Genomic DNA, 11,546 nt, shown 5'->3' with positions numbered 1-11,546 from the left:
AACTTACTCACACCATACCTCACAAATTAAGACACACCGGAGCAACTTTGGCAAGACAGGCTGGAACATCATTAAACGCTATTTCAGAAGCTTTAACTCACAGTGATAAAGAAATAACTAAGACTTATGTAAACACAAAAGATACTGTAAATCAGACTGTTGGAGATATTGCATTTTGTAGTCTAAAAAAATGATGGTGAAAATTTTGGTGGAAACTCTTGATTTTTAGACAAAAAAAGACATCCAAGAGAAAATTCTTGAATGTCTGTAAACGTTGATATAATCGAATCGATTAACGTTTTGAGAATTGTGAAGCTTTACGAGCTTTTTTAAGACCTGGTTTTTTACGTTCTTTCATACGAGGATCACGAGTTAATAAACCAGCAGCTTTTAAAGCGCCACGGAAATCAGGATCAACTGTTAATAATGCACGAGCGATACCATGACGGATAGCTCCTGATTGACCAGTGAATCCACCACCATTAACGTTTACTAATACATCGTAAGTTCCGATTGTTTCAGTAATGTTTAAAGGTTGTTTGATTACTTCGTGTAAGTAAGCAAATGGAATGTATTCTTCGATTGATTTTTTGTTAATAGTAATTTTACCTGTCCCTGGTACTAAGATAACACGGGCAGTTGAGTTTTTACGGCGTCCAGTGCCGCGGTATTGTGCTTGAGCCAATGCTTTTTCCTCCTTAAATTAGTGATTGGATGTCTACTGCTACTGGTTGTTGTGCAGCATGTGGATGTTCAGCTCCACCGTAAACATGTAATTTAGTAAATTGACGACGTCCTAAAGAGCTCTTAGGTAACATGCCTTTGATTGATAATTCAACTAATTTACGAGAGTTGTTTGCACGTAATTCACCAGCTGTACGAGCAGTCAATCCACCTGGGTGGTTTGAGTGGTGATAGTAAACTTTATCAGTTACTTTTTTACCTGTTAAGGCAACTTTATCAGCGTTGATGATGATTACGAAATCACCAGTATCAACGTTAGGTGTAAATGTTGGTTTATTTTTTCCACGTAAAATGCTTGCAGCAACAGCTGAAAGACGTCCTAATGGTACATCAGTAGCGTCGATTACAACCCAGTTACGTTCAGTAGTGCTAGCTTTTGCCATAAATGTTGTACGCACGATTATTTCCTCCAAATTCTTCTTGGTATTTCTTCACATTGAGTTTAACGGGGCTCAATGGTGGTTTATCTAATTGGAATATCGAGTGATTCCTTTACAAAGTGTAAATAATCTCTCAGATAATTATTTAGCTAATGCTGCTTTAGCTTGTTCAGCTAAAACAGTGAATGCTGCTGCATCGTTAACTGCTAAGTCAGCTAACATTTTGCGGTTCATTTCGATACCAGCTAATTTTAAGCCGTGCATTAATTTGCTGTAGCTTAATCCGTTTAAGCGAGCTGCCGCATTAATACGTGCAATCCATAATTTACGGAAGTCACGTTTCTTTTGACGACGGTCACGGTAAGCATACATGTATGATTTCATGACTGCTTGTTTAGCTGTTTTAAATAATTTTGATTTCGCTCCGTAGTAACCTTTAGCTAATTTTAAAACACGGTTACGACGACGACGAGTAACTGTTCCACCTTTAACACGTGGCATAATTAATTCCTCCTTGGTCTTTCAGTCTCTTGCGACTGTCTAGAAAATGTAATAGTTTTGCGTGCTGAATTAACGCATTTGACTTAATTGTTGTTTAATACGTTTGATGTCAGTAGCGTGAACCATTGTTTGTTTACGCAAGTGACGACGTTGTTTCTTAGTTTTACCATGGAAACGGTGGCTTGTGAAGGCTTGTGAACGTTTTAATCCTCCACCACCTGTACGTTTGAAACGTTTAGCTGAACCACGGTGTGTTTTTTGTTTTGGCATGAGACTTTCCTCCTGTTACTTTTTACTTGTCATTTTTGGGCGCTAACATCAAGAACATGCTTCGTCCGTCCATTTTTGCCTTTTGTTCGACAGTTGCAAGTTCACTAACTTGTTCTGCCAAACGTTCTAAAACTTTTTGTCCAATCTCTTTATGAGTAATGGCACGGCCTTTAAAGCGGATTGTAGCTTTCACTTTGTCGCCTTTTTCAAGAAACTTCTGTGTAGCTTTCAATTTCGTATTAAAGTCGTTTTCATCGATTGTAGGGCTTAGACGCACTTCTTTGATATTGATGACTTTTTGATTTTTACGAGCTTCACGTTCTTTCTTTTGTTGCTCAAAGCGATACTTACCATAATCCATAATTCGAGCAACTGGTGGTTTTGCATTTGGCGAAACTAAAACTAAATCTAGTCCAGCTTGTTCTGCTAAACGTAATGCATCGTTTTTTGTTTGAACACCAATCTGTTCACCGTTATTGTCAATAACACGTAACTCACGAGCTCGAATTCCATCATTGACCATCATATCTTTTGCTATGATTGTTCACCTCCAAAATTTTTGAGAGAAAAAAGCAAAAAAGCAACGAGAACAAACTATCCCCGCTGCCAATGTCTTCATTAATTAAACATTACTATCGGCCCAAGGACTTTTGTCAACTTAGGCGAGAAGCGGGATGCTTCTGCTTGTTTTCTCAACTCCTATAGTCTACAGTAATTCACTATTCCTGTCAACACTTTTATAAAATTTTATCTTAATTTTTTTAATTTTTTGTCAAAACCATCGATTTCTCTGTTCATTTGTACTATTATAATACCATATAGGAGGTAACTTTATGAAAAAGAATTATTTACTATTACTTACTAGTCTATTCATTTTAACAGCTTGTAAAAGTCATTCTACAGAATCGAAACAAGTTACGACTACTTCTGTGGCGACTACTAGCAGTTCAACAACAACGGAACATGCTACAACAACTAGTAAAGCACAAACTACTTCCGCTAAACCTGCACCAGAAACTAAAAATGAACCAACCACTCAAGAACCTAAGAAAGTGACTGTTCAGCAAAAGAATCCTACTGCTTCTACTTCCATGAATCTTGAAGAAATTAAAACAGGAAATTTAGCAAGTATTAAAGGAATATGGAGAAATGACTATGGACAAGAATTAACGTTCCACGAAAATGGAACAGTTTCTGTTAAAGACTCCACTTTGAAAGTTCAGCCAACTCAAACTCAGTATCAAGAAGGGTTGTTAAACTGGATTTTCACTCCATTGGATAATCAACCTGCTGTAGGAAGTGCGATTATGACTTTTGTTCCTAAAAATCAAGTCGTTACTTATGGTCTCATTGAAGGACATAAGGATACTTCTGATTCAACAAAAGATCGTTTATTTGGTACTCAATCTGCCCTAACTTCAGACGCACTGAAAAAAGCAATGTATTACAAAGTTTCAGAACAATAAAAAAATGGCTCTTCCTTTTTTTGAGGTGGAGCCATTTATCTATTTAATTTCCTAAAAATTTCTCAAGAAACATACTTGCGATGGTGAAATAAACAAACACACTCGTTAAGTCACTGACGGTCGTAATAAATAAACCACTCGCAAATGAAGGATCAAATCCCATAGAGTCAATTAATAATGGAATTAAACTTCCCGCAATCGTTGCTACTGTAATTGCAAAGAACATTGACACTCCAATAATGCCACCTAAAATCCAGTTTACTTGCCACAAACCTACTACAATAAAAATAATTAAGCCTGTCGCAATCCCACTAATAATCCCTGTTGCAACTTCTGATAAAATTGTCTTCATAAACAAAGGTTCATCTTCTGTTAACCCAATTTTACGAACAGCAACGGCTAATGATTGTGTACCAGCATTCCCTGCTGTACCTGTAATTAATGTAATAAAGATAGATAATACACTTACTTGTCCAATAATGCCTTCATAACGACTTAACAAGGCTGCCGTCGTTAACCCTAAGAATAATAAACTAATTAACCATGGCAAACGTTTAGATGCTGCAATAAATGGATTCACTGATTGTTCATCTACGTCTACCCCTGCTAAACCAGAGTAATCACTTGTTGCTTCTTCATCGATAACGTCAATGGCATCATCAACTGTAATAATCCCAATTAATTTTTCTTCTTCATCAATAACTGGAATGGCTAAGAAATCATAATCTCGAATCATTTTTGCTACGGCATCTTGTGCTGCTTGTACTTCTACTGAAACAACACGATCCACCATAATTTCACTAATTTTCACATCTTCTTTATGAACAATTAAGTCTTTCAGTGTTAAGACACCTTTTAATCGATTCTCTTCATCTACTACATAGACGTAATAAATCGTTTCTGCTTCTTCTGCCATCTTTTTAACAGTCGTCATAGCACTACCTACTGTTTGACTTTCATGAATGGCAATAATTTCTGTAGTCATCATCGCTCCTGCTGTATCATCTTCATAATTTAATAATACACGGATTTCATTGGAAGTTTTATGAGGCATCATGCGTAAATATTTTCTAACTTCATCTTCTTGTACTTGTTGCAAAATATCTACCGCATTATCTGCATACATTTCTGCCAACATTCTTGCAGCATAACGCTCATCCATTTCACGAAGATATTCTTCCACATCTTCCACATCTTCTTCAATAATTTCAAATACCGGTGCCATATCTTCAGGCGACAGATACTGATACACCAATTGACGTTGTTCCTCACTTAACGACAAGTAAATTTGTGCTTGGTCATAAGTATGGTTTTCTAAAAATATTTCCTTAAATTGCTGCTTATCATCTGTTTTTAATGTATGATGAATTTGTTCTAAAATTTCATCAAATTCATAAGCCATTTCAGACATCGAATCACCTCTATTAAATTATTATTTTTTACATAAAATGATTATACCTTTTATCCTACAAAATTGACAATATGAATACCTTTATTTTTATAGATTTTATTCATTGATTTTGTTACACTGATAGCAAATACATGATTAGGAGATGCGTTATGAAAAAAAGACTTTTCTTATCAACTTTACTCGTAAGTGCTTGCCTATGTGCTTCTGCTCCAATTTTTGCTCAAGAAACAACTGATGCTAAACAAGAGTTAACGAGTAAAGTAGCAGTTTCTACTTCAACTATTAAAAATCAATGGAAACAAGTAGATGGTGCTTGGTACTACTACAATGAACAAGGCGAGAGCTTAAAACAAACATTCTGGAATTCCTACTACTTCCATAAAGACGGAAAAATGGCAAGTAGCGAATGGATTTTTGAAAATAATCATTGGTATTATGCAAAGTCTTCTGGAACTTTAGCTCAAAATGAATGGATGACGATTAACCAACATTGGTATATTTTTAATGCACAAGGAATTCTATTAACGAATCAATGGAAAGATGCGTACTATTTAAAACCTTCTGGTGCAATGGCAGAAAACGAATGGATTTTCGATGCTACCTATCAATCATGGTTCTACCTTACATCTAATGGACGTTTTGCTCAAAACACTTGGAAAGATGATTATTACTTAAAATCAGGTGGATACATGGCAAAAAATGAGTGGGTTTATGATTCTTCTTATCAAGCATGGTTCTATCTAGATAGAAATGGGCTATATGTAACAGGTTCTCATATCATTAATGGCGCTCTTCATAGCTTTAAAGAAAATGGTGCATGGATTCGAGAAATTAAAGAGAACACCGTTTCAAATGAATTACCATTTGCCACAAGTAACTATCAAAAAGTGATTTTCCTAGACCCTGGTCATGGTGGTAAAGATCCTGGCGCACAATATTTAGGATTAAAAGAGAAAGACTTAACCCTTCAAGTTTCTCAGCAATTAAAAACTAAACTTGAATCACTAGGTTATACAGTTATTATGAGCCGTTCAACAGATGTTTTTGTTGATTTCGTGACTGAACGTTCTAAAATGTCGAATGAAACAAATGCAGATATGTTTATTAGTATTCATTTTAATGCAACAGGTCATGGACTAGATAGTGGTGAAGATGGGATTCAAACATATACGTACTTACCAACTGGAAATATTCCTTCTGTCATTAATAAAAAATGGCATGATAATCCTACTCGATTGAAATATAGTTATAAACTAGGTTCATATATTCATCAATCTGTTTTAGCAACGACTCAAGCAAAAGATGCTGGATTATTAGCGAAGAGTTTTGCCGTATTACGTGAAACAAACAAACCAGCTGTTTTATTAGAATTAGGCTATATGGACGATTCAAAAGAATCACAAAAAATTCGTACAAAAGAATACCAACAAAAATTAGTAGACGGAATCGTTCAAGGAATCCAACAATATTATAATAACTAAAAGAAACACCCGAGAAAGTTAGATTGCTTTCTCGGGTTTTATTGTTGTTAGAAAACTTTCCCATAGTACGATGAGACAGAAAAGCTGGCTACTGAAGCCCTTGAGCACATTCTAGTACGCCCCTTCCTCCCTTCCCCTACGAAGATACAAATAAACTTTCCCATAGTACGAGTAATAAAAGCCACCTGGCTTTTATTACAGGGAAATTTGAGACCTTAGGCTCAAATTTTAGCCAAGAGACAGCATAGCTGGCTACTGGCGTCCTAGTTCTATAGGAAAGTTTATTTATATCTATCTATTTGTATCTATCTTTCTCTATCCACTCCGCCATGTCCGTCGGCAACGGAGCCTTCACACACATCTTCTCACCCGTCATCGGATGAACAAAATCCAACTGACTACAATGAAGCGCCTGCCTCACAAGAGGCTCAATCTTCTCGCCACCATATAAATCGTCCCCTAACAACGGACAACCAAGCCAACTAAAATGCACACGAATCTGATGCGTACGCCCCGTATGCAAACGAATCTTCACCAATTGACTATGCTGATACGTCTCCTCTAACCAATACTCCGTTAAAGAAGGCTTCCCATCCGGTCTCACACAACGATTAATAATCGAATCATCCGTTCGACCAATCGGCGCATCAATCAAATCATGCTCTTTCAAAACATCCTGTTTCGTCACAATTGCATGATACGTTTTTTGAATCATTTTATTTCGAAGCGCCTGATCCATCCACGCATGAACCACACGATGCTTGGCAAACATCATTACGCCCGTTGTATCACGATCTAATCTCGTTACAACATGTGTCACACAATCTTGGGTTCTCGTCGTTTTTAAATAACCTTTCACACGATTCGCCATTGATTGATCCGGATGTAATTGAGATGGTATCGAAGCTGTTCCTTGTGGCTTATTCACAATTAGTAAATAGTCATCTTCAAATAAAATATCCAATGGAATATGACTAGGAACAACCGTTTCATGCTCACCTTCTGGAGGAATCACCATTGTGAGTACATCACCCGGCACTAAAGTCTTTAAAACAATTTCCTCTCGACCATTGACGAGTAATTTCCCATTTCGTTTGACATGGGCTAAAAATGTTTTTGTAATTCCTTTTTCTTGTAAAAAACTACGCATCATCATCGGTGATGAATACGGATAAGTCCATGTTAAATTCAATGATTTCCCTCATTATCTTTCTTCTAATCTATTTCTCTTGCTCCAATAAAAGAGTTTTCCACTCTATCCCAAAAATGAGTATGACGATAGCGAACAAAAGAAACACGCTTTTTACTAATCGTCAAATGTACTTTTACAATATCATTCGCATCATAGGTTAAATGATCCATCGATAGAACCATTCCATTTTCACTATGTGGTAATAATGTTAGCACTTCTTCTGGAGCAAAAATCATTGGTGAACTTAATGTACGGTATACACGATTATTAATCGAAGCCATTTCCGTCATTTGCATCACTTCTGCTCTTGGATGAACAATCGCTCCTCCTAATGACTTATTCACACCTGTTGACCCTGTTGGAGTAGCCACACAAACGCCATCTCCTCTAAAGTTCTCAAATAATTCTCCATTAATCAGTACTTCGCAAACAAGTGTGCCATTCACTTTTCTCAATGTTGCTTCATTTAAGGCAATATGATTTTCAGTTGTTCTATCTTCTTTTTCTAACGTAACATCTAATAAAGGATAGCTCACACTTTCTCCTTGATCATGCTTTAAGCTTTCAATCAATTCTCCTGCTTGAAAGTCTCGCCAATCTGTATAAAATCCTAAATGACCTGTATGAATCGCTGCAAAACGAATATGATCTAATTGAGATTTGTAATGATGGACAGCACCAAGTAAAGTCCCATCTCCCCCAATTGTAATAACGACATCTGGATTTTCATCATCACGTTCAAATTCCTTATGGCAACAAACATTCATGAATTCTTGTGCTACCTTTTGGCTTTTTTCTGATTGATTATAAAATAACCCTACTTTCATTCATTCACCTACTATCCATTAGGATTTTCTTTTTCGTTGATTTTCTTTATTAGTAGAGAAAATATATTGAGCTTCTTGAATTTCTTCTCGAATTTGCGACATTTCTTCATCTAATAAGAAGGCTGCTTCTGCCGCTCTTTCTAATCGTTCATGAATAATTTCTGGGAATTCTCCCTTATACTTATAATTTAACGAATGTTCAATCGTTGCCCAGAAATTCATCGCTAATGTACGAATTTGAATTTCTACTAAAATTCTCTCTTCCCCTTCAATTCTTTGGACAGGATATTCTAATACAACATGGTAAGAACGATAGCCACTTGCTTTCTTTTGATGGATATAATCTCGTTCAATAATAATTGTAAAATCATTTCGCTGACGGAGTAATCGTACCACTTCAAAAATATCATCTACAAATTGGCACATAATCCGTAATCCTGCAATATCTTGTACGCCGTCTAAAAAATCTTCTGTTAAAATTTTTCTCACTTGCATTTTTTCACGGATACTGTCAGGTGTTTTCACACGTCCCGTAATAAATTCTATTGGAGCATGTTTTCCTTTTTGTCGATATTGAAGACGAATCCCTTTTAATTTAATTTTTAATTCTTCAATTGCTTGATTATAAGGTGCTAAAAAAGCATCCCAATCTTCAACTTCTGGTAAATATTTTTCTTCCATTTACTCACCTACTTTAATCTCATCCTTACTATCATAGCATATTTATTGCTGAGTCTAAAAGAAATTTGAGTAATCTTAAAAAATCCTCAATAGTTTTTATTTGTAATTCTAAACAATTTAAGCTAAAGTAGAAAAAGTTTGAAATAGAAAGAGGTTGAATCATGCCCCATTTAGAAAAAGAATATAAAAATCTTCTAACAAGAGAACAATATGTCGCTTTAAAAGAAGAATTTAACTCTATTTTCACGAAAGAGATTACGCAAACGAATCAATATTATGATTGTCATCAACAATTGGAAAACAATCGTTCTGCTCTTCGAATTCGCCTTATTGAAGGTCAACAAACGGGAGAAATCACATTGAAAATCCCTCAATCAGACTGTGAGGTCATTGAAATTACTGAAGAATTACCAGCAGAACAATTACAATGGTGGATTGAAGAAGATATTTTCTTGCTTCCAACTAGTATTAAGTTAGCGCTAGAAGAACAAGGAATTCATTTATCGAACATCTCACCTACAGCCACTCTAACAACTCATCGATTAGAAGGAATCTTAAGCCCAGGCTGTTTACTTGTTCTAGATGAAAGTCATTACTCAGGTCAGACAGATTATGAACTTGAAATGGAAGTCGAAGATTTAGAAAAAGGAAAAGAAATCTTTTTAGAAATCTTGAATCGTCATGGAATTAAACCCCTTCAACCCATCAGTAAAATTAGACGTGCATTACGTGCAAACGAAAAAAAATAGAAAATTCAAGGCTTTTTATTCATATTTTTTTCAAATTTCTGTTACAATAAGATTACAGTATAAAGAAAGGAGATTTAGTTCGAGGTGAAGACTAATGAGAATAGTGAACTGAGTCGTATTCATCCCACTTCTTCAACTGAGAGAATTTTTGATTGTTATCTTTTCATTAATCCACTTGGGAAACAATGTTATAAATGCGAACAAGAAGTTATGAAATTTATTAAACGGACTCCTCATAAAGTACATGTCCATTTCCTTCCTTTTCATAATTTCAAATCGGTTACTCAGTATATGAAGAATAATCAATTAAATGTTAAAAATATTGACTTACGAAACGAAATCTATACAAAAATCTATGACGCTTCGCTATCCTATAAGGCAGCTCTACTACAGGGAAAAAAATTAGGTAGAGCCTTTTTAATGGAATTGCAAACACAACTACATCTTCTTCATAAAGAATATACCCCTGAATTATTACAGGAAATTATTCAAATTATTGGACTTGATGAAAAAATGTTCTACGAAGATAAAGCGAGTAAACTCGTTCATCAAGAGTATGAAAAAGATCAACAAATTGCTCAAGAAATGATGGTCGAGACGAATCCATCACTTGTTATTTTTGACAATTTAAATCAACAATACGGTGTCATCTTACATCAAAATATTAACGCAGATATCATTGAACATGTCTGCGAAAACTTACATCATGACATTGGAGTATGTCCAAAAAAGACACAACGTCATCAAACATGCTGTGTCATCAAAATGGTACATTAATGTTTAAAAGAGGCTGACCTTTCAGTCTCTTTTTATTACTCGGAGGTTATTATGGCAACATCAGTATTATTATTAGACGAACAAACCATTCAACACTTAGGGGAAATTTATCACGAGGCTATCCATCAAATCCCCCCTCATGCACATTATCAATTAAAACTTCCTTCTTTATCCGTTACGGCTTACAAATCCGGTAAAGTTGTTTTACAAGGAACAGCTGTAGATAAATTTATCCAAAAACATGATTTAACAGCTTTAACAAGTACGAAGAAAACAAACTATGATACAAATGGACTTCCAGAAGGCTTTTCAAATTGGAGTGTCATTGGTAGTGATGAGGTTGGAACAGGAAGTTATTTTGGTCCATTAACTGTTGCATGTGCTTTTGTTCCAAAAAATCTTATTAAAGAATTACAACAACTGGGTGTTAAGGATTCAAAAAATTTAACCGATGTTCAAATTCAAGAAATTGTTCCAAAAATTAAAGCATTAATCCCCTATAAATTACTTACTTTATGGCCTGAAAAATATAATGAAGTACAACAAACCAAAAATTTAAATGAGATGAAAGCTCTTCTTCATAATCAAGCGATTAAACGATTATACCAACAAATCAATCCTGATTTGCTTCAAGCTATATTAATTGATGAATTTTGTTCTCCATCGAACTATTATCGTTATTTAGGAGATCAATCTGCTCCTCTTAAATCAATTACATATTTTAAAACAAAAGGTGAAAGCCATCATATTGCAGTAGCTGCAGCATCAATGATTGCTAGAGATGCATTTTTAGAAGGATTAAAAACATTGTCTAAAGAATATGGATACCCTCTACTATCTGGTGCTAACGCATCCGTAGATGAATTAGCTAGTAATATTTTAGAATACGATGGCATGGAATTACTCAGTAAAGTTGCCAAATTACACTTTGCCAACACCCAAAAAGCCATTGATTTAGTAAAATAATCCTGTAAACGAATATAGGCGTACAATCAAGTATAAACACCTGATTTGTACTGCACCCCAAAAGTTAGACATGAAAAATCTAACTTTTGGGGTGTTTTTTA

Annotated in this window: 15 protein-coding genes and 1 other annotated feature; of the genes, 6 read left to right on the top strand and 9 right to left on the bottom strand. The window is 35.2% G+C overall.

Annotated features, from left to right (window positions below; translation table 11 throughout):
* Positions 1 to 194 (top strand): tyrosine-type recombinase/integrase (locus RYL55_RS07160; RefSeq protein ID WP_315008260.1); only part of this gene is annotated, 194 nt, incomplete at its 5' end.
* Positions 195 to 292: 98 nt separating this feature from the next.
* Here the strand turns inward: RYL55_RS07160 and rpsI are convergent.
* The 5 genes from rpsI to infC all read right to left on the bottom strand — a co-directional run bounded on the left by rpsI (position 293) and on the right by infC (position 2,421).
* Positions 293 to 685 carry a 30S ribosomal protein S9 gene (gene rpsI, locus RYL55_RS07155; protein WP_006702950.1) on the bottom strand — a complete coding sequence of 131 codons (393 nt, stop codon included), beginning with the start codon at positions 683 to 685 and terminating at the stop codon, positions 293 to 295.
* Positions 686 to 698: 13 nt separating this feature from the next.
* Positions 699 to 1,142, bottom strand: a complete 444-nt coding sequence (rplM, locus tag RYL55_RS07150; protein WP_314680638.1) for a 50S ribosomal protein L13 — start codon at positions 1,140 to 1,142, stop codon at positions 699 to 701.
* 123 nt (positions 1,143 to 1,265) lie between these two features.
* Entirely contained in the window at positions 1,266 to 1,625 is a 360-nt protein-coding gene (gene rplT, locus RYL55_RS07145) for a 50S ribosomal protein L20 (protein ID WP_314680637.1), read from the bottom strand.
* Positions 1,626 to 1,694: 69 nt separating this feature from the next.
* Positions 1,695 to 1,895, bottom strand: a complete 201-nt coding sequence (gene rpmI / locus RYL55_RS07140; protein ID WP_005605917.1) for a 50S ribosomal protein L35 — start codon at positions 1,893 to 1,895, stop codon at positions 1,695 to 1,697.
* 22 nt (positions 1,896 to 1,917) lie between these two features.
* The gene (infC, locus tag RYL55_RS07135) at positions 1,918 to 2,421 is read right to left on the bottom strand and encodes a translation initiation factor IF-3 (protein WP_315008259.1); all 504 of its coding nucleotides are present in this window, start codon (positions 2,419 to 2,421) and stop codon (positions 1,918 to 1,920) included.
* 43 nt (positions 2,422 to 2,464) lie between these two features.
* Positions 2,465 to 2,587: a sequence feature (ribosomal protein L20 leader region), on the bottom strand.
* Between the two features lie 141 nt (positions 2,588 to 2,728).
* Between infC and RYL55_RS07130 the strand changes: the two genes are divergently transcribed.
* The gene (locus tag RYL55_RS07130; RefSeq protein ID WP_315008258.1) at positions 2,729 to 3,361 is read left to right on the top strand and encodes a DUF6287 domain-containing protein; all 633 of its coding nucleotides are present in this window, start codon (positions 2,729 to 2,731) and stop codon (positions 3,359 to 3,361) included.
* A gap of 43 nt (positions 3,362 to 3,404) precedes the next feature.
* Here RYL55_RS07130 and mgtE read toward each other — a convergent pair whose 3' ends face one another.
* The gene (mgtE, locus tag RYL55_RS07125; RefSeq protein ID WP_315008257.1) at positions 3,405 to 4,772 is read right to left on the bottom strand and encodes a magnesium transporter; all 1,368 of its coding nucleotides are present in this window, start codon (positions 4,770 to 4,772) and stop codon (positions 3,405 to 3,407) included.
* A 149-nt stretch (positions 4,773 to 4,921) separates the two neighbouring features.
* On the opposite strand from mgtE, the gene RYL55_RS07120 reads away from it, so the two are divergent.
* Positions 4,922 to 6,253 carry an N-acetylmuramoyl-L-alanine amidase gene (locus RYL55_RS07120; protein ID WP_315008256.1) on the top strand — a complete coding sequence of 444 codons (1,332 nt, stop codon included), beginning with the start codon at positions 4,922 to 4,924 and terminating at the stop codon, positions 6,251 to 6,253.
* A gap of 295 nt (positions 6,254 to 6,548) precedes the next feature.
* On the opposite strand, the gene RYL55_RS07115 is transcribed toward RYL55_RS07120, so the two are convergent.
* The 3 genes from RYL55_RS07115 to RYL55_RS07105 are packed head-to-tail and all read right to left on the bottom strand — an operon-like array spanning position 6,549 to position 8,953.
* Positions 6,549 to 7,445 (bottom strand): RluA family pseudouridine synthase, encoded by an 897-nt coding sequence (locus tag RYL55_RS07115; protein WP_315008255.1) that lies wholly within the window; start codon positions 7,443 to 7,445, stop codon positions 6,549 to 6,551.
* A gap of 23 nt (positions 7,446 to 7,468) precedes the next feature.
* A complete protein-coding gene (locus RYL55_RS07110) occupies positions 7,469 to 8,272 on the bottom strand; it encodes an NAD kinase (protein WP_315008254.1) in 804 nt (267 codons plus the stop codon).
* An 18-nt stretch (positions 8,273 to 8,290) separates the two neighbouring features.
* Entirely contained in the window at positions 8,291 to 8,953 is a 663-nt protein-coding gene (locus tag RYL55_RS07105) for a GTP pyrophosphokinase family protein (protein WP_315008253.1), read from the bottom strand.
* Positions 8,954 to 9,114: 161 nt separating this feature from the next.
* On the opposite strand from RYL55_RS07105, the gene RYL55_RS07100 reads away from it, so the two are divergent.
* The 3 genes from RYL55_RS07100 (at position 9,115) to rnhC (ending at position 11,445) form a co-directional block, all read left to right on the top strand.
* The gene (locus RYL55_RS07100; RefSeq protein ID WP_315008252.1) at positions 9,115 to 9,702 is read left to right on the top strand and encodes a CYTH domain-containing protein; all 588 of its coding nucleotides are present in this window, start codon (positions 9,115 to 9,117) and stop codon (positions 9,700 to 9,702) included.
* Between the two features lie 84 nt (positions 9,703 to 9,786).
* A complete protein-coding gene (locus RYL55_RS07095; RefSeq protein WP_315008251.1) occupies positions 9,787 to 10,479 on the top strand; it encodes a DsbA family protein in 693 nt (230 codons plus the stop codon).
* Between the two features lie 51 nt (positions 10,480 to 10,530).
* Positions 10,531 to 11,445 carry a ribonuclease HIII gene (rnhC, locus tag RYL55_RS07090; RefSeq protein ID WP_315008250.1) on the top strand — a complete coding sequence of 305 codons (915 nt, stop codon included), beginning with the start codon at positions 10,531 to 10,533 and terminating at the stop codon, positions 11,443 to 11,445.
* The last annotated feature ends 101 nt before the right edge of the window (positions 11,446 to 11,546 follow it).

Origin of the sequence: uncultured Granulicatella sp. (assembly GCF_963515615.1) — a bacterium.
Lineage (GTDB): Bacteria > Bacillota > Bacilli > Lactobacillales > Aerococcaceae > Granulicatella.
Note: the sequence above shows the minus strand (reverse complement) of the source record. Positions and strands in the feature narration are given on the sequence as shown.

Bases quoted from the DNA above. Each gene is read 5' to 3' on its own strand.
- rplT (WP_314680637.1), bottom strand. From the start codon at position 1,625: ATGCCACGTGTTAAAGGTGGAACAGTTACTCGTCGTCGTCGTAACCGT.
- rpmI (WP_005605917.1), bottom strand. From the start codon at position 1,895: ATGCCAAAACAAAAAACACACCGTGGTTCAGCTAAACGTTTCAAACGT.
- infC (WP_315008259.1), bottom strand. From the start codon at position 2,421: ATGATGGTCAATGATGGAATTCGAGCTCGTGAGTTACGTGTTATTGAC.
- RYL55_RS07130 (WP_315008258.1), top strand. From the start codon at position 2,729: ATGAAAAAGAATTATTTACTATTACTTACTAGTCTATTCATTTTAACA.
- mgtE (WP_315008257.1), bottom strand. From the start codon at position 4,772: ATGTCTGAAATGGCTTATGAATTTGATGAAATTTTAGAACAAATTCAT.
- RYL55_RS07120 (WP_315008256.1), top strand. From the start codon at position 4,922: ATGAAAAAAAGACTTTTCTTATCAACTTTACTCGTAAGTGCTTGCCTA.
- RYL55_RS07110 (WP_315008254.1), bottom strand. From the start codon at position 8,272: ATGAAAGTAGGGTTATTTTATAATCAATCAGAAAAAAGCCAAAAGGTA.
- RYL55_RS07105 (WP_315008253.1), bottom strand. From the start codon at position 8,953: ATGGAAGAAAAATATTTACCAGAAGTTGAAGATTGGGATGCTTTTTTA.
- RYL55_RS07100 (WP_315008252.1), top strand. From the start codon at position 9,115: ATGCCCCATTTAGAAAAAGAATATAAAAATCTTCTAACAAGAGAACAA.
- rnhC (WP_315008250.1), top strand. From the start codon at position 10,531: ATGGCAACATCAGTATTATTATTAGACGAACAAACCATTCAACACTTA.